Origin of the sequence: Paraburkholderia podalyriae (assembly GCF_014397785.1) — a bacterium.
Taxonomy (GTDB): Bacteria; Pseudomonadota; Gammaproteobacteria; order Burkholderiales; family Burkholderiaceae; genus Paraburkholderia; species Paraburkholderia podalyriae.
Genome location: NZ_VZQQ01000003.1, coordinates 223,651 through 241,663 on the forward strand (window position 1 = coordinate 223,651; position 18,013 = coordinate 241,663).

The following is an 18,013-nucleotide window of genomic DNA, read 5'->3' on the forward strand; positions in this document are numbered from 1 at the left end:
GGCTTACTCCCTGCCAACAATGGTGCGGAAACCGGTCGGCCGCACCAACAACACGACAACCATTACGGCGAAAATCACCATCTCGCCGCCGGTTTTCATGAATAGGGTAGACACCGTTTCCGCCACCCCAATCAGGACGGCTGCCGCGAGGCTGCCCCAGACCGCGCCGAGACCGCCAATGACAATTACCGCGAACGCGATCACGATCATCTGTACATCCAACTGCAGATTGATCGCGCCGCGGGGCACCGCGATGACGCCCGCGATGCCTGCGAGCAAGGCGGCTATCGCCATCACCTTCGTTCGAAGCCGCCGCACATCCACCCCGACTCCCTCCAGCATCTGCGGATCATCAACGGCGGCCCGGATCAGACGTCCGGTGCGGCTCTTGTTCAGGACCTGCCAGAGGTACCACGCCACCGCGGCGGTCACGACCAACATGGCCAGCTGATAGGTCGCCAGGCGGATCCCCGCAAACTCGACGGATCCCGACAGCAGCCGTGGGGGTGACATCGAGAGGGCCTGCGCACCGAACACGATACGTACCAGGTTGTTGATAACCAGCAACAGGCCGAAAGTCAGCAACAACTGGCCCCAAAGACCATAGCCGTACACGCGACGGAACAGCGTGGTCTCCAGGCCGACAGCGAGCAGCGCCACCAGTGCGGGAACGATTACCAGAGCAGCGAGCAAGCCGAATTCCGGGCCCCAGAGGCGGATACAGGCGGCGGCGCCGAACGCCGCCAGCATGAAGAAGGAGCCATGAGCCATGTTCACTACGCCCAGTGCGCCCCACAGCAACGTAAGGCCCGAAGCCACGAGAAAATACAGCGCGCCATTGGCGACGCCCGCTACCACCTGCGCGGCTAGCAGTTGCCAGTTCATGTTGTGGCACCTCCTACTGTTGCCGGGATTTCAGGATTACCGCATCCGGGGCGCGTGACAATGAGCCCGGGATAGCCTCCTCGACTTCAAGGACAGGTTGGGCAAATTCCTTGCTGTCCACGACCTTGCCAATGAAAGTGGGAACCTCACCCATGTGATCGATCTTGCCGAAACGGAACTTGCCACGAGTGGAGTCGAATTCGTTTGAGACGATAGACTTCATCACGTCATCCGCTTTGGTTGACTTCGCCATAGTTGTCGCCTGCGCCCAAGTCATGACGCAGTCGTAAGTCATGCTGGCGTCGTCCCCTGGATATTGGCCATATCGCGCCTTGTAGCGTTCGACGAAATCGCGCGATTCCGGGCCCATCTTCGTCATGTAATTCATCGGCGCCGCCGCGTAGCCCTCGGACCCGAGCACTGCATCCGCGCCGAGCGACTTCAGGGTCTCCGAGTCGTACAAGGTGAAGAACTGCCCCGGCTTGAAAAACCCCATGGCCTTGCCCTGTTTGGACAGGGTTATCACATCCGAGCCGAAATGGCCGGAGAACACCCAGTCCGGTTTCGCTGCAGCCACCTTATTCAGCGTCGCGGTGAAGTCCTGCAGCCCAAGGGGCGTGTACTCCTCCGCTACAACCTGAATTTGCGGATTCTCTTCCTTGAGGAAGCCGATCAACTGCTCCACCGAACTTCGTCCGCCGGCGCTATCGTTGCTGATGAGGGCGACGCGCTTGTGGCCCTGCTTTGCGACGCGAATGGCCACCGCGCGGAGAGCCATGTACTGATTGGGCACCACTGAGAAGATGTAGGGCTGGAAGTCCTTCATCGTCGTATCAACGGTGCGCGACACCGACACGCACATTGGCACTTTCATTTTCGCCGATACAGTCTTGCTCACCGCCAGGGTGCTTGCCGAAATCTGCGGGGCGATCAGGAACACGGCGCCATCGCGTACCATTGCGGTCGCCTGGCTTACCGCGCGCTGAGGGTTCGTTCCGTTATCCTGAATATTGAGGACTACGGGGTGGCCTAGCACGCCGCCGCGCTTATTCAACACCTCCACGGCAAACTGCGCGCCGTTCTGGGCCATCTGCCCATAGCTGGCGGCCGGTCCGCTCAGGTCGAAGGAAGCGGCGATCTTGATTGGTTCTCCCCCCGTTTGTGCGAGCGCGAGGGAGGAAGATAGAATGGCAACGGCAGCTGCTATGAGGCGCATCACGAGTGTCTCCTTGTATTGTGAATCTATTGGACCATCCAACTCTTTCGCCTCTCGCAACTGCCGCTTGAATATTCCGTACAACGGAACTAGATGGAACAGCGCTCAGCTTGCTGAAGCCGCGTTCTCCCAACTTACGAACCACCGTGCAGATCTTGTGGAGAGACGTCGGGTTGCCCTGCGACGACAGATCACTCAGCGGCAAGCTACAGTAGACGCGGCCGATCACGCGTCGCATGATTTTGAAAGGCACGTCTTTGCAGTCGGCTCACGAGGTGGAGCGCATTGGGTCGGAATGGCTAACCAAGACGCTTGTCGAGGTGATGCGCGACCTGTTTCGGGCGACGGCGGACAACGCCAGTCAGCAGAACACCGCCGCCGCGGCTTGCCTGATCGTCGCCGAGGACAAGCTGGACGAACTCGAGTGCGTGCCGCTCCGTCATCTCGTCGGATGGGAGGTCGACGGGTGGGAGCCGTCGAAGATGGACATCGGCCCGAGCTCATTTGCAGTGCTTCTCAACGACTTGTCCGCGCTTCTCGTTCCAGCCGCTCCCGGTGATCGGGATGCGCAAGGGCGATCAGCTTCGGAATACGTTGGCGAAGCGAGAGACCTCGCAAATCCGCGACGCCGTATTCGGTGACGATCACGCACGCATCGCCTCGCGGTATGGTGACCGGCCCCGAAAGCTGCACCACGATCCGGCTGTGGCGGCCCGCCGTCGACGGCAGAGCGATGATCGGCACGCCTCCATGGCTGAACTGCGCCGCGCGAAGAAAATCGCCGATGCCGCCGACCGCCCCTACATAGGTGCCCGCCGCAACCTCGGCGTTCACCTGCCCAGTCAGATCCACTTCCACGGCCGAATTGATCGCGACGAACCGGTCGATCCTGCGCAACACGTCCGGGTTGTGCGTGTATTCCGTGCCGCGCAGCGCTAGCGCACGATTGCAGTGCGCGAAGCGGCGAACGCGTTCGGAACCGATGACAACTCCGCCGACGGTGATCCCCTCGTCGATGGTCTTCCGCGCATTCGTGATGACGCCCGCTTCGCAGAGTTCCGCGATGCCGTCTCCGATGCTGCCGGTATGGACGCCGAGGTCGTGTTTGTTTCGGAGTTGCGCAAGCACCGCGTCGGGAATTGCTCCAATGCCTGTTTGCAATGTGGCGCCGTCTTCCACGAGGGTCGCCACATGTTGGCCAATCGCCAGCTCCACAGGACCGGGGACGGAAGCCGGTCCGGCCGGAAACGGAACGTCCGATTCAATCAGAAGATCGATGTCGGACGCCTGCAGGTATGGCTCGCCATACGTCCACGGCACATCGGGATGAGCTTCGGCGATGATGGCGCGGGCGTTCTTCACCGCTTCGACGAGGTATTCGCGCGCCAGTCCGAGGCTATAGCGTCCGTGCTCGTCCGGCGGCGACACCTGCAGCATCACGACGTCAATACGCAGCGCGCCGCTTCGAATCAACCCCGGAAGCTGCGAATAATGAGCGGGAAGAATGTCAAGTACGCCCGCGCGCGCCAGCTTGCGGTTAGACCCGCTGCCACAATACGCGAGAAAATCGAACGCGTCGGCATGCTCGGGAGTCAACACATCGGCGAGGCCGATGCCGAGAAAGATGCGGATGCGCCGCAGCCGATCCCGCTGTGCGACGAGCGCACGCATCAGCGTAACGGGCTCGGCATGCGACTGCCCCCACATCACCGTGTCGCCGGAGCGGATCAGGCTGGAGAGATCCAGACCACGGCCGACCGATGCAGTTGCATTCGATCCTTCCAAAAGGGTTAGTTCCGCGGAACTCATGCCGGACCGAGCGCAGGTGTCACTCGTCTCATTTCGTCTCCTCCGGGCAATGACCCGGTATGGTTATTTTCAGCCCGCAGGACGTCGCCGGCTGACCGGTGAAGAGTTTTTCTCGTATTTACTATGATTAGCTAATTACAAATAAAACTTCCCACCTTGCCGATCACTACATTCCAAGCCGTCCGCTCAGAATCGTCTGCTCACCAATCGCGATTCCATCATCGCCAGATTTGCCGAAGCACGTTAAGCCCATTGCATCATCGCCCTATTCGAGCGTCAACGCGGCTTCCATGACTGTTCCGTACTTTGACGAACAAATAAAAGTGCGCAACATGCGTTCCGATCGACGCACTCGCCACAGCACAAACTTAAGGATGCGTCGTCGCGAAATCGCACCGTTCGGCATGGAGATTGTGTGCGCGCAACTCATGGATTTCCATTAGACGAGCCAATCCCGCTCTCACTGTACGGAACAGCAGGAGCAGTTTAAGGATTAATCCAGGAAGTCAAGGCTGAAAGATCAGCGATCTGAATAAGCGCGTGCCGCAGCAGCACCGCATTCGATGTTCAAGCGTTTCCCTGCGTGTAGCCGTTTCGCGCTATCAATGCGCGTCTACAGGCGGGCGTAACATAATGCCCGTCCATGCCCCACTTTCGGTCAATTCGACGATCAGTTCTACGATGATCTGCCGCACGGCCAACGTCGCCGACATGACGGGCGCGGTGTTCGACCAGCACAGGCTGGCCGGTCGACTGATTTCCGGGTCCACGATTCGGCGCATTTTTGGCCGGCTCGCGATATCGCGTGAAGCAAGTGCGGATGCCGGCAGAATGGTGCATGCCGCGCCCGAGTGAGCGATGGATAACAGGGTCGGCAACGAATCGATATCGGCAACGATATTCAGCGGTGTCTCCTCGCGCGCAAATGCGCGTTCGAGCAGCAGACGCAGCCCGTTCGACACGCTCGGTGCAACCAGCGATGCGCCGGCGAGAGACGCAAGGCTGCAGGTCCGCGCTCGCGGCGCGACATCGCCACCCGGTTCGCCGAGCACGTACAGTTCTTCGTCGAATAGCGGCATGGCGGTGATGCCGGGCGTATTAGATTCGCGAAAGAGAATCGCCAGATCGAGCCGCCCATTCGCCAGCAGTTCGTTGATGTACCCGCTCATGCTCTCGAAGAATTGCAGGTGGATGCCCGGGTAGCGCGCTCTGACTCGCTCGAATACGGGCGTGGCAAGCAACGACGTCATCGTGGTGGGAAACCCAACCGCAACCGTGCCAGACTCCACGCCCGCGTCCGCCTTGACCTCCTGCCGTAACTGATCCATCTGCCGCAGCACCAGCCTGGCATGCCGATACAGCGCTTGTCCAGCCGGCGTAGGCTTCATTCCCTGCGGGCTACGCACGAGCAACGCGACGCCCAGATCCTCCTCGATCTTCGCGACCTGATGGCTCAGTGACGGCTGGGCGACGTAGAGCTTTTCCGCCGCTTTGCCGAGGCTCCCATATTCGACGATGCTGACGAAATAGCGCAGTTGGCGAATGTCCATGGTGCAGGCGGTCAAATGTGATGCCATAGGATACATCTATGGCAGGCACGTTCAATTGGTATTTCCGTTGCAACGGCCGTTCACATACAGTCGGCTAAATACCATTCCAAAGCGGCTCGCATGCAGCCACGCATGCAGCCATTGAGACAGCCATGAACGAATCCCACGCAAGCCGCCTCGATGGCGCCACTCAGGTCGCTCACGATCTGATCTCTCCGGCTCCCGCCACCGCCCTCGCCGCGACGCTCGATCGCAACACCGGCTTCAATCTCGGCGACGCACTTCCGCCCATCTGGCATTGGCTCTATTTTTGGTCCGTCGCGCAGCAGTCCAATCTGGGAGCGGACGGCCATCCACGCATCGGCGGCTTTCTTCCCGATCTCGGGTTGCCGCGCAGGATGGCCGCCGGCGGACGTCTTTTCTTCCACGACCCGCTACGAATCGGCGACGCCGCGACACGCATGTCGCGCGTATTGTCGATCGAGAACAAGGGGGGGCGTAGTGGCCGGCTCGCGTTCGTCACCGTCGAGCATGTGATCGACGTCAGCGGTCAAACGGTCATTCGCGAAGAACAGGACATCGTCTACCGCGAACCCGCGGAACCCGGAGCACCGTTGCCACGCCCGCAACCGGCTCCCACTAACGCGCATTGGCAACGCGAGATTCTGCCGTCGGAGCCAATGCTGTTTCGCTACTCTGCGCTGACTTTCAACGGCCATCGCATCCACTACGACAAAATTTATGCGCGCGACGCTGAAGGCTATCCCGATCTGGTCGTTCATGGCCCCCTGATTGCGACGCTGCTGCTCGATCTGCTTTCTCGTTCTCTGCCTGACGCCGTCGTTCGCGAATACGCGTTCAAGGCGGTTCGTCCAACGTTTCTCGGCCATTCGTTGTCGGTGTGCGGCCAGTTGTCTCCCGGTGGAAAGTCGGTGGAACTGTGGGCAAAGGATCACGAAGGCTGGCTCACGATGTCCGCGCGTGCGACGCTCGCCTGATTTTCAATCATTTCTTTGGGATGCACTCGATGAATCATGCAACCGATCAATATCAAGACCTTCGCGAAGCCGTTCGCGACCTGTGCAGCCAGTTTCCGGCGGAGTACTTCCGCAAGGTCGACGAAGAGCGCGGCTATCCTGAAGCCTTCGTTGACGCGCTGACGAAGGCCGGCTGGCTCGCGGCGCTGATTCCGCAGGAATATGGCGGTTCGGGCCTTGGGCTCACCGAGGCGTCGATCATCATGGAGGAGATCAACCGTTCAGGCGGCAATTCCGGCGCGTGCCACGGACAGATGTACAACATGGGCACGCTGCTACGCCACGGCTCGGACGCGCAGAAGGAGCGCTATCTGCCGCGCATCGCATCGGGCGAGTTGCGCCTGCAATCGATGGGCGTAACGGAACCAACAACCGGCACCGATACGACGAAGATCAAGACGACGGCGGTGCGCAAAGGCGACCGCTACGTGATCAACGGACAGAAGGTATGGATCTCGCGCGTGCTGCACTCGGACATGATGATCCTGCTCGCGCGCACCACACCCCTCGCCGACGTCAAGAAGAAGAGCGAAGGCATGTCGATCTTTCTCGTCGATCTTCATGAGGCGGTTGGCAAAGGGCTCACCATTCGTCCGATTCCGAACATGGTGAACCACGAAACGAATGAACTGTTCTTTGACAATCTCGAGATCCCGGCGGAAAACCTGATCGGTGAAGAAGGCAAAGGATTCAAGTACATTCTTGACGGTCTGAACGCGGAACGCACGCTGATCGCTGCGGAATGTATCGGCGACGGCTATTGGTTCATCGACAAGGTCTCGCAATATGTGAAGGACCGCGTCGTGTTCGGCCGGCCGATCGGCCAGAATCAGGGCGTGCAGTTTCCAATTGCGCGCGCCTACGTCAACGTCGAGGCAGCGAACCTAATGCGTTTCGAAGCCGCCCGGCGCTACGACGCGCACGAGTCTTGCGGTACGCAGGCCAACATGGCGAAACTGCTCGCAGCTGATGCATCGTGGGAAGCGGCCAACGCCTGTCTGCAGTTCCACGGCGGCTTCGGCTTCGCGTGCGAATACGACGTCGAACGCAAGTTCCGCGAGACGCGCCTCTATCAGGTTGCGCCTATCTCAACGAACCTGATTCTGTCGTACGTGGCGGAACACGTCCTCGACTTGCCGCGTTCGTTCTGACGGAGAAGCATCATGGGTCCCCTTTCAGGTATCACCGGCGACTTCGTGCGCGATTGGGTTGAACGCGTGTCGAGCCTTGCGTCCACTTGGTATGGGCCAATCGTTTGCAGGAGAGTCTGACGCTCGACGTCAAACAGCCCGACGCAGTGAACATCGTTCTTCAGTTGCTCGCGCAGGCGGACGTTCTCGTGCGGAATCTCCCGCCCGGCGCAATGCAGCGACCCTAATCGGTGATCCATACTGCCATACTGCCGTCTCCAAGTTGAGCGCGGAGAGGTCGTTGTGCGTCTGAAAGAGGCTGGTATCGCGAACGCTCGGGTGAACGACATGCGCGCTGCCTGGAACACGATCAACTGCGCGCGCGTGCCGGCCCTCGATCCGCCACGATTGACGGCTCGGAATGAGCCGGAGATGCGCCAGCGCGGCGCTCGCTGAACAAACCAATGCGATCCTGCACGGGTTGGGCATGACGAGAGTCGCATTGCCGGGCTGCGCAACTGGGGCGTCGTGTAGCATTGACTGGCTTATGCCTCTCCGATGGTCGGGGAAGCGCGGAAGAAGCGGGCTGCGTCACTGCATGGCTGTCCATTGGACTCGGTGCCGCCTCAGCAAACCTCATTTCTACGTCTACCCACTCACAGCGGCGCAAACACTTAAAGACGAAAAGCGCCGCGAAGACGCGGCGCCCACCGCATTACATATTCGGATAGTTCGGACCGCCACCGCCTTCCGGCGTGACCCATACGATGTTCTGCGTCGGATCCTTGATGTCGCACGTCTTGCAATGCACGCAGTTCTGCGCGTTGATGACGAGCCGCTCGCTGCCATCGTCGTTCTTCACGAACTCGTACACTGCGGCCGGGCAATAGCGCGACTCCGGTCCCGCATAGGTCTGCCAGTTCACGTTGACCGGCACGGTCGGATCCTTCAGCGTCAGGTGCGCCGGCTGGTTTTCTTCGTGGTTCGTGTTCGAGATGAACACCGAAGACAACCGGTCGAACGTCAGCTTGCCGTCCGGTTTCGGATAGGTGATCGGCTTGCACTGAGAAGCCGGCTTCAGCATTTCGTGATCCCAATGCTGGTGATGGAGCGTCCACGGCACGTTGCCACCGAGCAGCTTCTGTTCGAGACCGACCATCAGCGTGCCGAGGTACAGACCCTTGCTCATCCACTGCTTGAAATTGCGCGCGCGATACAGCTCGGTGTAGAGCCACGACGTCTTGAACGCTTCCGGGTAGGCGGTCAGTTCGTCCGACTGACGGCCGGCCTGCACGGCGTCGAACGCGGCGTCGGCCGCGAGCATGCCGGTCTTGATCGCGGCGTGCGAGCCCTTGATCCGCGACGCGTTCAGGAAGCCCGCATCGTCACCCACCAGCGCACCGCCCGGGAACACCAGCTTCGGCAGCGACATCAGGCCGCCCGCGGTGATCGCGCGCGCGCCGTACGACACGCGCTTGCCGCCTTCGAGAATCGCGCGGATCGCCGGATGCGTCTTGTAGCGCTGGAATTCCTCGAATGGCGACAGATACGGATTCGAGTAGCCGAGGCCGACCACGAAGCCCACCACGACCTGGTTGTTGTCCATGTGATAGAGGAACGAGCCGCCGTACGTGTCGTTTTCGAGCGGCCAGCCGGCGGTGTGCATCACCAGACCCGGCTTGTGCTTCGCGGGATCGATTTCCCACAACTCCTTGATGCCGAGGCCATAGACCTGCGGATCGGCGCCGTCGCGCAGCTTGAATTTATCGTTCAATTGACGGCCGAGGTGGCCGCGCGCGCCTTCGCAGAACAGTGTGTACTTCGCGTGCAGTTCCATGCCGAGCTGGAAGTTCTCGGTCGGCTGGCCGTCTTTGCCGATGCCGAGGTTGCCGGTCGCGACCCCCTTGACCGACCCGTCTTCGTTGTACAGCACTTCGGCCGCCGGAAAGCCCGGGAAGATTTCCACGCCGAGCGCCTCGGCCTGCTGGCCCAGCCAGCGCGTCACGTTCGCGAGGCTGATCACATAGTTGCCGTGGTTCTTGAAGTTGTCCGGCAGCGCCCAGGCCGGCACGCTCTTCGCGCCCGTCGCCGAGAGGAACAGGAAGCGGTCCTCGGTCACGTCGACCGTCAGCGGCGCGCCTTTTTCTTTCCAGTCCGGGATCAGTTCGGTGATCGCGCGCGGGTCCATCACGGCGCCCGACAGGATATGCGCCCCGATCTCCGAGCCTTTTTCGAGTACGCACACGCCAATGTCAGCGCCTTGTTCGGCGGCGCGCTGCTTCAGGCGAATGGCCGCCGACAGGCCCGCAGGGCCGCCGCCGACGATGACGACGTCATATTCCATCGACTCGCGCGGGCCGTACTGCTCAATGATGCTGGGGTGAGACATATGCTGATTTCGAGAAATGTGAGAATGCGACAGACTCCGGTCCCGTTGGGAAACCGGCCGCGTCATGACGGCTGGCCATTTTTCACTGTGTTGATAGTGGCAAATCCGCGTTTAAAAGCGCGCGCGCCTGAGCGGATTACGCCTGCAGCGAGCCCGCAGCCGACGCAAGCAGTCGTTGGGCGCGCAACAAGACCGGTCGATCGACCATTTTTCCGTCTACAGTGATCGCGCCGGGGCCCGATTGCGCCATCGCCTCCACGACACGCTTCGCCCACGCGAGTTGCTGTTCATCGGGTCGATAACACGCATGGACGGCCGCGATCTGCTTCGGATGAATGCACAGCTTCGCACCGAAACCAATTCTCTTTCCGTTCGTGGCATCGGCGATCAATCGCTCGGCGTCGTTGATGTCGGGCGTGACGCCGTCGACCGGTTGCTCCAGCCCCGCAACGCGCGAGATCAATGCAAGCTGTGCGCGATACGGATTCAACGCCTCGCGATCTTCCTGCATGCCCATTTCGGCAATGAAATCGAGCGTGCCGAACATCAGCCGTTCCACGCCGGGCGCCTTGGCAATTTCCATAGCCGACAACATGCCGACAGCCGTTTCGATGAGCGGAAAAACGGGTAGCCTGCGTCGCGCCAACGAAACCAGGTTGATCACGTCGGACGCGTGCTCTGTCTTTGGAAGCACGATGCCCGCCACGCCATCCAGCGACGCCAGCTTTGCGTCTGCTTCGAACCAGGGCGTACCCCAGCCATTGATTCGCAGTAGCACAGGACGGCTGCGCGACAGCCATGCGGCGACCGACGCGCGGGCCGAGTCCTTTGCCGCGGGCTCGACCGCGTCTTCCAGATCGACGATGACGGCATCGGCGCCGCTCGTCAGGGCGCTCTGAAAGCGGTCCGGCCGGCTGCCCGGCACGAACAGATAAGACTGCGCCGGAAATGGTGAGTTAAGCGACATTTTGAATTCCTGCTGCACGTCGGTTGTTCAGTTGGTCGCAGGAATGCACCGAGGCACGCCGAGCGAAGACGGCTCGCCGACAGGCCGCGGCCGCCGCGATGTTCGGCGCCACTCGTCGCATCGGCTTACGCCACGCCCAGGTCGCGAAGCGCAGCGATCTCCGAATCGCTGTAGCCGACCTCGCGCAGAACCTCGGTCGTGTGCTCACCGATCGTCGGCGGACGCGATTCGATCGTTGGCGGCGTGCGCGACAAAGTGGTGGGCGACAACACGATCGGCGCGGAACGCGAAAGCCCCGGATAATCGACCCAGTCGAATGCCTTCGATGCTCGGACCACCGGATCGTCGAGTGCTTCGCGCGGCGAATAGACCGGGCCGGCCGGAATCTTGGCCTTCTCCAGCGCGTCGAGCGCCTCCGCGCGGTTGCGTGCCGCGCACCACTGCGACATCATCTCGCTCAATATCTGCCCGTTCTCACCACGGCTCACATCGTCACTGAAGCGCGGATCGTCGATCAGTTCGGGGGCGCCGACCATGTGCGCCCATCGCTTGAACGACGATTGTCCGATCACTTGCGCGATGATCCAGCCATCCGCGGTACGGAAGATATCCGATGGCCCATAGCTTGGGCTGCGATTGCCGGTTGCTTGCCTATCGAGGCTCAAAACCGATTCCTCGATTAGTACGCCGCTCGCGAAGGTTAATGCCGTCTGCAGCAGCGAGCCTTCCACGACCTGCCCCTTGCCGCTCTTGCGACGCTCGTACAGCGCCATGACCGTACCGAGCGCACATGACATGGCGGTCGCGAAGTCCACCACCGGCACCATCGCTTTCGCCGGGTTGTTGGGCATGCCTGACAGATACACCGCGCCGCTCATTGCTTGCCCCACCCCGTCGAATCCGACTCGATGCGCCGCATCCGCGTGCGTTCCGAATGCGGACGACGCCGTCAGGACGATATCCGGCTTGACCGCACACAAGGATTCGTAATCGAGGCCAAGGTTCGCCAGCGTCTTCGGCGGCATGTTCGCGACAACCACGTCCGCGGTGCGAATCAGCCGCTGCGCGACCTCTCGTCCCTGTGGGCAATCGATATCTAGCGTCAACGAGCGCTTGTTTCGATTCGACTGCAGAAAGACTGCCCCTTCGCCGCCCTCGGTCACCGGCATCACGAAGCGATCCTCGCTGCCGCCGATCCGGTCTATCCGGATCACGTCAGCGCCGAAATCCCCAAGCAGGGCCGCGCAGAACGGGCCGGCGATATAGCGCCCGAAATCGAGAACACGAATGCCTTCCAGAACCTTCGCCATCATTCGTTATCCTTTCTTATGCACAGCGCGCCGGGGAAACCGGCGTATCCACGGGAAATTCGGGCACACGCTTCTCGCGGAACGACTTCACACCTTCGCACACCTCGGCGCCCCCGAAGCCAAGCATTTCAAGCGCGAGGGACGCATCGAAAATCGGCCCCGCCTGACGCAGCCAGTTATTGAGCGCGTACTTGGTCCAGCGGGTTGCCGAAGGCGCGCCGCTCACGAGCCGCGTCGCGATCGACAGCGCCATCTCCTGCACGTCCGCGTCGTCCACCGCGACCGATACAAGCCCGATTTGCTCCGCCTTCTCGCCGCTCACGGGTTCACAGAGCATGAGGTGATATTTGGCCTTCGCCATGCCGCAGAGCAACGGCCAGATAATCGCCGCGTGATCGCCTGCGGCCACGCCCAGTCGCGTATGTCCGTCGACGAGGCGTGCCGAGCGGCCCGCGACCGAGATGTCCGCAAGCAGCGCGGCGACAAGACCGGCGCCGACCGCCGAGCCGTGAATCGCGGACACGATCGGCTTCGAGCAGTTGATGATGTTGTAGACGAGATCCTTGGATTCGCGCCACACGCGCACGCGTGCGTCGAACGAATCGATCATTTCTTCCACCATGTCGAAGTCGCCGCCGGCGGAGAACGATTTCCCCGCGCCGCATAGGATCACGGCGCCGACGCTCGCATCCTCATCGACGTCGCGCCACACCCGAGCCAGTTCATCGTGCCCGCGTGCGTCGAGCGCGTTGAGCCGCTCCGGGCGATTCAGCGTGATACGCAGGACCCCGCTCTCGGGACGATCGAACGCAAGACTCGAATAAGAGCCGTACGTGGACGTCTCCTTGTTGCTCTCAGACATACTTCCTCCTTATGTTTGACTCACCGATCGGCGCGACGTGATGCCGCCATCCACCGTGACGATCGTTCCCGATGTGTAGCTCGACTTACTGGACGCCAGGAAAACGAAGAGCTCCGCAATCTCGTCGACGGTCGCTGCACGGCCGAGCGGATAACCCTTGAGTAATTCGACGAAGCGCGATTCGTCGCCGAGCTCACGTTGCGCGTGGCCCTTCAGCACCTTCCTGATGCGCTCGGTTTCCACTGGGCCCGGATTCACGCCGACTACGCGAACGCCGTCGTCCGCGAGGCTACGGCCCCCCAGCGCGCGCGTGAATGCCATCAGCGCCGCATTACCAGTCGAACCGGCGATGTAGTTGAAATCGAAATTCTCTCCACCGTTGCCGATGTTGTTCAGAATCACACCGCGGCGACGCGCGGCCATTTCCGGATAAAGCGCGCGGATGAGGTTGATGTAGCCGAATACTTTCAGCTCCCAGCCGCTACGCCACTGCGCCTCGTCGACATCCCAAAGCGTGCCCGCCGGGATGCTTCCCGCGTTGTTGATCAGCACGTCGACGCCTCGTGCAAATTCGGCCACTCGCGCAATTGCGCCTTGCCCGGTCATGTCGATCGCGAGCACATCGACGTCAACGTCCCAGCTCGACACAATCTCTTGCGCCACCAATTCCAGTTTTTCAGCGCAGCGGGCCACGAGGCACAAGCGGCAGCCCTCTCGTGCGAAGGCCTTCGCAATGCCGGCTCCGATTCCTTGCGAAGCACCGGTAACGAGGACTGATCGCCCTTCAAGATCCAGTTTCATAGATCGCCTGCCTGAACACCGGGGGGCCGCATGCCGTGCTTCGAGCGCGGTCGAGATGCAGGTCAATCGTGTCCGCTGCACATGGAGACGTCAATGCGGGCGTCGACGTTGTTCCGTCCGTCGAAATGCGGGCGGCACGCCGCATTATCTCAACCGCGAAAACTGGGCTTACCGAGGTGGATAAGCAGGCACCGTGCGGTTTTTGAAGTACGGAATCATTGATCGGGCGATATTGACGCGCCAACCCGTCGACCGACACTGTTGATCCCGAGGCACGTATGGCGGCTCACGCGCGGCTAGACGATTTGTCGCTGAAGCAAAACAGGTACGATTCAAGGTCCGCAAAATTGAAAGCGGAGTGTTGGACACAAAGGAGGCACAGAGTGAAAGTATTGGTCCCTGTCAAGCGCGTGGTCGACGCGAATGTGAAGGTCGGCGTGAAGTCGGACGGCACGGGTGTCGACATTGCAAACGTAAAGATGTCGATGAATCCGTTCGATGAAATCGCGGTGGAAGAGGCAGTGCGACTGAAGGAAGCGGGCGTAGCGACGGAGGTGATTACCGTATCGATCGGTGTCACGCAGGCTCAGGAAACGCTGCGCACGGCGCTGGCAATTGGCGCAGACCGTGCGATTTTCGTCGAGGCGAATGCTGGCTTGGAACCGCTGGCGGTTGCCAAGGTGCTGAAGGCGCTAGTCGACAAAGAACAGCCGTCGCTGGTCATTCTCGGCAAACAGGCCATCGACGACGATTCGAACCAGACCGGACAGATGCTCGCGGCGCTCGCGAACCTGCCGCAGGCGACGTTCGCGTCGAAGGTGGTGGTTGCCGACGGTAAAGCGACGGTGTCGCGCGAAGTCGATGGCGGTGCCGAAACGCTGTCGCTGACGCTGCCCGCCGTGGTGACGACCGATCTGCGCCTGAACGAGCCGCGCTACGTGACGTTGCCGAACATCATGAAGGCGAAAAAGAAGCCGCTGGAAACGCTCAAGCCCGAAGAGCTCGGCGTCGATGTCACGCCGCGTCTGAAGACGCTGAAGGTCGCCGAGCCGCCAAAACGCTCCGCCGGTGCGAAGGTGCCGGACGTGAAGACGCTGGTCGAGAAGCTGAAGACCGAAGCGAAGGTGCTGTGAGGAGACACGAGATATGACGAACCTGGTAATTGCAGAACACGACAACGCGTCGATCAAGGCCGCGACGCTGAACACGATCGCGGCGGCACAGAAGATCGGCGGTGACATTCACGTGCTGGTCGCGGGTCACAACGCGCAGGCTGCGGCCGATGCGGCAGCGAAGATCGCCAGCGTTTCCAAAGTGCTGCTCGCCGACGCGCCGCAACTCGCCGCGGGCCTCGCGGAAAACGTCGAAGCGACCGTGCTGGACATCGCGAAGAACTACACGCACATCCTCGCGCCGGCCACTGGGTACGGCAAGAACATCGCGCCGCGTATCGCCGCGAAGCTCGACGTCGCGCAGATCAGCGACATCACAGCAGTGGATAGCGCCGACACGTTCGAACGCCCGATCTATGCGGGCAACGCGATCGCGACGGTTCAGTCTCAGGATCCGGTCAAGGTCATCACCGTGCGCTCGACCGGCTTCGACGCAGTCGCCGCCGTTGGCGGCAGCGCAGCAGTCGAGAAGATCGAGGCGGCAGCCGACGCGGGCATCTCGCAGTTTGTCAGCCGCGAAGTGACGAAGCTCGATCGTCCGGAACTGACGAGCGCGAAGGTCATCGTCTCCGGTGGCCGTGGTCTGGGCAATGGCGAGAACTACACGAAGGTTCTGGAACCTCTCGCGGACAAGCTCGGCGCGGCGCTCGGCGCATCGCGCGCGGCCGTCGATGCGGGCTTCGTGCCGAACGACTATCAGGTCGGCCAGACAGGCAAGATCGTTGCGCCGCAACTGTATGTCGCGGTCGGCATCTCGGGTGCGATCCAGCATCTGGCCGGCATGAAGGACTCGAAGGTCATCGTCGCGATCAACAAGGATCCGGAAGCGCCGATTTTCAGCGTCGCCGATTACGGCCTCGTCGGCGACCTGTTCACGCTCGTACCGGAACTGACAGCAGCGCTATAAAGGCGTAAGCAACCCTACGACCGGACCCTTATTGCAAACAATTTAGCTCCGATATCAGGGCTCGCAGTCGACGTCCACAAGAAGTTCGGTCAGCCTGACGGCGGCGGACTTCAATTCCGGAATGACTCGTTTCCGAATCGCCATCATGTCCGGAACCAATTCCACCGCCCCGCAGTTCAGTGTCATCAAGGTATGCGATCGTCCGATCACCAACGGAAGCGCGATCCCGTACGCGTTTCGCTGGTACTCGCCGACCGCCATGCACACTCCTGATTCCCGGAGATCGTCGAATGCGGTGTCGAGATTCTTGCGGACAACATCCGCGTGGTCGCCGGCCGCCTCCAACAGTTCCGCGATGAGCGGTTCACGCTCAGCCTGCGGGAGCGCATACAGGTAGGCACGGCCGACCGCCGTCGTTTCTATCGGGAGCAGCGATCCGACACCCAGCCGCAGCGTCGCGATCTTGCCGCTCGCGCGCCATCCGATATACAGCATGTCGAGATGGTGCGGAATGGCCAGCGCGACGGACAAATCCAGCTTGTCGGCCAACTTCTGCATGACCGGATTGACGATGCGCGTCATCGGATTCGCCTCCAGATAAGCATGGCCGATGCTCAAAGCGCCCGCGCTCAATTCAAACTGACGTCCGCCGCCTACCCTGCGAAGATATCCGACCGAGATCAGCGTCGTCGTCAAGCGAGACACGGTCGCCTTCGGAAGTCCGGTGCGTCGGACCAGTTCGGCGTTGGACAGCGGCGAACGCGCGGCGCGGAAGGCGCACAGCACCTCGAGTCCGCGTTCGACGGTCAACGTGATGTTTCTTTGCGCGTCCGTAGTAGTCATGTTCGCCTCAGTCCATCAAAACCGCTTGTTCCTGCAGAGATTGAGCCGCGGCAACCAGCCGAGGGCCCAGTTCCCGCTCGACGCGAGCACGCCCGAGCTTGACGCTCCTGCCAATACACGCAAGCACGAGCGGCGTATGGTCCTGAATGATCAACGGCGCGGCCAGAATTGTCAGATCCGGCTCCCATTCGCCGAGCGACATGCAATAGCCGACGTTGTGCACCTGCGAGATTCCTTCACTGATCCGCCGTCGCAGATGAGGCCAGTCCCGTCCGGCTTTCCTTTCCACGTTGCCGAGCAGATAAAAGCGCTCAAGTTCCGGCAGAGCAGCAAGCAACGCCCAGCCCATTGGCGACGACGCAATGCGCAGACGCGTGCCTGCGCCCAGCTTGAGATCCAGGGACGCCGGTTTGCTCGCACAGGTTTCGAGCACGATCACGTCGAGACGATCGCGCGTGCCCAGCACGACGTACGTCTCGCTCGCGTTTGCGAATGACTGCATTTCGAGCCGTGCAAGAAGCTGAACATTCGAGTGTGCGATGGCCGCATAACCCAGTGACAAAACCGGCGCCGCAAGCCGGTACTTTCGATGCTCCGGTGAATAGCGCAAGTAACCTAGCGCGACGAGAGAGCGGAGCATGCGCGAAACCGTCGGCGCGGGAATGCCTGTCTCGTGCACGAGCTCCTGATTTCCGAGCCACGGCTCCTGTGGCGTAAATGCCTCCAGGATCGCGAGACTTCGGGCAAGCGGCACAATCATCGTCCGCTCGCTGCGTCCTCTTTCCCCAACTTTGCCGCCTTCGATCGATACCGCTTCCCAGCGGGCGACTTCCCGCCCGGAAAGGGACGAAATATCCTGCTTTGCTTGCGACGACATCGATCGCTCCGTTTGTGTTACGTGGCCTTCGACACGGCAATGATCTGCTCACTCGGATCGATGGCGCTGGCATTTGATACCTGATCCGCCCCTCAACCTTCTTATGTGTCCGATGTCATGAATTACAGGATCTCGCCTCGGCGGCGTCAACCAAACGGGCATCGCGTTCCGTACTTTGAAATGAATATTCTAATGAAGATATGGCAACTATGCAGGAAAACCCTTGAGTTAGGCCGAAAAGCGGGTGGGGATCGGTTG

At 61.1% G+C, this 18,013-nt stretch carries 16 protein-coding genes and 1 pseudogene; 6 read left to right on the forward strand and 11 right to left on the reverse strand.

Going from position 1 to position 18,013, the window contains the following annotated elements:
- Positions 1 to 3: 3 nt before the first annotated feature.
- Together F6X42_RS04860 and F6X42_RS04865 are read right to left on the reverse strand one after the other, a co-directional pair.
- The gene (locus tag F6X42_RS04860; RefSeq protein ID WP_187633112.1) at positions 4 to 885 is read right to left on the reverse strand and encodes a branched-chain amino acid ABC transporter permease; all 882 of its coding nucleotides are present in this window, start codon (positions 883 to 885) and stop codon (positions 4 to 6) included.
- A gap of 13 nt (positions 886 to 898) precedes the next feature.
- A complete protein-coding gene (locus F6X42_RS04865; RefSeq protein WP_246529973.1) occupies positions 899 to 2,101 on the reverse strand; it encodes an ABC transporter substrate-binding protein in 1,203 nt (400 codons plus the stop codon).
- Positions 2,102 to 2,445: 344 nt separating this feature from the next.
- Between F6X42_RS04865 and F6X42_RS43820 the strand changes: the two are divergent.
- A pseudogene (locus tag F6X42_RS43820) lies at positions 2,446 to 2,598 on the forward strand (acetyl-CoA C-acyltransferase); the annotation flags it as partial.
- Positions 2,599 to 2,617: 19 nt separating this feature from the next.
- Here the strand turns inward: F6X42_RS43820 and F6X42_RS04870 are convergent.
- Entirely contained in the window at positions 2,618 to 3,886 is a 1,269-nt protein-coding gene (locus F6X42_RS04870; RefSeq protein WP_512699616.1) for an acetyl-CoA hydrolase/transferase family protein, read from the reverse strand.
- A gap of 626 nt (positions 3,887 to 4,512) precedes the next feature.
- Positions 4,513 to 5,460 (reverse strand): LysR substrate-binding domain-containing protein, encoded by a 948-nt coding sequence (locus F6X42_RS04875; RefSeq protein WP_187633114.1) that lies wholly within the window; start codon positions 5,458 to 5,460, stop codon positions 4,513 to 4,515.
- 152 nt (positions 5,461 to 5,612) lie between these two features.
- Here F6X42_RS04875 and F6X42_RS04880 point away from each other — a divergent pair, with 152 nt between their 5' ends.
- The 3 genes from F6X42_RS04880 to F6X42_RS45835 all read left to right on the forward strand — a co-directional run bounded on the left by F6X42_RS04880 (position 5,613) and on the right by F6X42_RS45835 (position 7,875).
- A complete protein-coding gene (locus F6X42_RS04880) occupies positions 5,613 to 6,458 on the forward strand; it encodes an HTD2 family dehydratase (RefSeq protein WP_187633115.1) in 846 nt (281 codons plus the stop codon).
- Positions 6,459 to 6,487: 29 nt separating this feature from the next.
- Positions 6,488 to 7,648, forward strand: coding sequence for an acyl-CoA dehydrogenase family protein (locus tag F6X42_RS04885; RefSeq protein ID WP_184057173.1), 1,161 nt, complete (start codon positions 6,488 to 6,490; stop codon positions 7,646 to 7,648).
- Positions 7,649 to 7,794: 146 nt separating this feature from the next.
- Positions 7,795 to 7,875, forward strand: coding sequence for a hypothetical protein (locus F6X42_RS45835; RefSeq protein WP_376776324.1), 81 nt, complete (start codon positions 7,795 to 7,797; stop codon positions 7,873 to 7,875).
- A gap of 467 nt (positions 7,876 to 8,342) precedes the next feature.
- On the opposite strand, the gene F6X42_RS04895 is transcribed toward F6X42_RS45835, so the two are convergent.
- From F6X42_RS04895 to F6X42_RS04915, 5 genes are all read right to left on the reverse strand, one after another.
- A complete protein-coding gene (locus tag F6X42_RS04895; RefSeq protein ID WP_187633116.1) occupies positions 8,343 to 10,016 on the reverse strand; it encodes an electron transfer flavoprotein-ubiquinone oxidoreductase in 1,674 nt (557 codons plus the stop codon).
- Positions 10,017 to 10,152: 136 nt separating this feature from the next.
- On the reverse strand, positions 10,153 to 10,983 hold the full coding sequence (locus F6X42_RS04900) for an HpcH/HpaI aldolase/citrate lyase family protein (protein ID WP_187633117.1): 831 nt from the start codon (positions 10,981 to 10,983) through the stop codon (positions 10,153 to 10,155).
- Positions 10,984 to 11,108: 125 nt separating this feature from the next.
- Positions 11,109 to 12,296: a CaiB/BaiF CoA transferase family protein gene (locus F6X42_RS04905; RefSeq protein ID WP_246529961.1), complete on the reverse strand. Its 1,188-nt coding sequence runs from the start codon at positions 12,294 to 12,296 to the stop codon at positions 11,109 to 11,111.
- A gap of 13 nt (positions 12,297 to 12,309) precedes the next feature.
- Entirely contained in the window at positions 12,310 to 13,155 is an 846-nt protein-coding gene (locus tag F6X42_RS04910; RefSeq protein ID WP_184057178.1) for an enoyl-CoA hydratase/isomerase family protein, read from the reverse strand.
- Positions 13,156 to 13,164: 9 nt separating this feature from the next.
- Positions 13,165 to 13,956, reverse strand: a complete 792-nt coding sequence (locus tag F6X42_RS04915) for an SDR family oxidoreductase (protein WP_187633118.1) — start codon at positions 13,954 to 13,956, stop codon at positions 13,165 to 13,167.
- A 383-nt stretch (positions 13,957 to 14,339) separates the two neighbouring features.
- Between F6X42_RS04915 and F6X42_RS04920 the strand changes: the two genes are divergently transcribed.
- Both F6X42_RS04920 and F6X42_RS04925 read left to right on the forward strand, forming a co-directional pair.
- Positions 14,340 to 15,089 carry an electron transfer flavoprotein subunit beta/FixA family protein gene (locus F6X42_RS04920; protein ID WP_187633119.1) on the forward strand — a complete coding sequence of 250 codons (750 nt, stop codon included), beginning with the start codon at positions 14,340 to 14,342 and terminating at the stop codon, positions 15,087 to 15,089.
- A gap of 13 nt (positions 15,090 to 15,102) precedes the next feature.
- The gene (locus tag F6X42_RS04925; RefSeq protein ID WP_187633120.1) at positions 15,103 to 16,035 is read left to right on the forward strand and encodes an electron transfer flavoprotein subunit alpha/FixB family protein; all 933 of its coding nucleotides are present in this window, start codon (positions 15,103 to 15,105) and stop codon (positions 16,033 to 16,035) included.
- A 54-nt stretch (positions 16,036 to 16,089) separates the two neighbouring features.
- Here F6X42_RS04925 and F6X42_RS04930 read toward each other — a convergent pair whose 3' ends face one another.
- Entirely contained in the window at positions 16,090 to 16,878 is a 789-nt protein-coding gene (locus F6X42_RS04930; RefSeq protein WP_187633121.1) for an IclR family transcriptional regulator, read from the reverse strand.
- A 7-nt stretch (positions 16,879 to 16,885) separates the two neighbouring features.
- Positions 16,886 to 17,755 carry an IclR family transcriptional regulator gene (locus tag F6X42_RS04935; RefSeq protein WP_184057186.1) on the reverse strand — a complete coding sequence of 290 codons (870 nt, stop codon included), beginning with the start codon at positions 17,753 to 17,755 and terminating at the stop codon, positions 16,886 to 16,888.
- Between the last annotated feature and the right edge of the window lie 258 nt (positions 17,756 to 18,013).

Excerpts from the sequence above, each read along its gene's own strand:
- F6X42_RS04860 (WP_187633112.1), bottom strand. The coding sequence starts at position 885 with ATGAACTGGCAACTGCTAGCCGCGCAGGTGGTAGCGGGCGTCGCCAAT.
- F6X42_RS04865 (WP_246529973.1), bottom strand. The coding sequence starts at position 2,101 with ATGCGCCTCATAGCAGCTGCCGTTGCCATTCTATCTTCCTCCCTCGCG.
- F6X42_RS04875 (WP_187633114.1), bottom strand. The coding sequence starts at position 5,460 with ATGGACATTCGCCAACTGCGCTATTTCGTCAGCATCGTCGAATATGGG.
- F6X42_RS04880 (WP_187633115.1), top strand. The coding sequence starts at position 5,613 with ATGAACGAATCCCACGCAAGCCGCCTCGATGGCGCCACTCAGGTCGCT.
- F6X42_RS04885 (WP_184057173.1), top strand. The coding sequence starts at position 6,488 with ATGAATCATGCAACCGATCAATATCAAGACCTTCGCGAAGCCGTTCGC.
- F6X42_RS04895 (WP_187633116.1), bottom strand. The coding sequence starts at position 10,016 with ATGTCTCACCCCAGCATCATTGAGCAGTACGGCCCGCGCGAGTCGATG.
- F6X42_RS04900 (WP_187633117.1), bottom strand. The coding sequence starts at position 10,983 with ATGTCGCTTAACTCACCATTTCCGGCGCAGTCTTATCTGTTCGTGCCG.
- F6X42_RS04905 (WP_246529961.1), bottom strand. The coding sequence starts at position 12,296 with ATGATGGCGAAGGTTCTGGAAGGCATTCGTGTTCTCGATTTCGGGCGC.
- F6X42_RS04910 (WP_184057178.1), bottom strand. The coding sequence starts at position 13,155 with ATGTCTGAGAGCAACAAGGAGACGTCCACGTACGGCTCTTATTCGAGT.
- F6X42_RS04915 (WP_187633118.1), bottom strand. The coding sequence starts at position 13,956 with ATGAAACTGGATCTTGAAGGGCGATCAGTCCTCGTTACCGGTGCTTCG.
- F6X42_RS04925 (WP_187633120.1), top strand. The coding sequence starts at position 15,103 with ATGACGAACCTGGTAATTGCAGAACACGACAACGCGTCGATCAAGGCC.
- F6X42_RS04930 (WP_187633121.1), bottom strand. The coding sequence starts at position 16,878 with ATGACTACTACGGACGCGCAAAGAAACATCACGTTGACCGTCGAACGC.
- F6X42_RS04935 (WP_184057186.1), bottom strand. The coding sequence starts at position 17,755 with ATGTCGTCGCAAGCAAAGCAGGATATTTCGTCCCTTTCCGGGCGGGAA.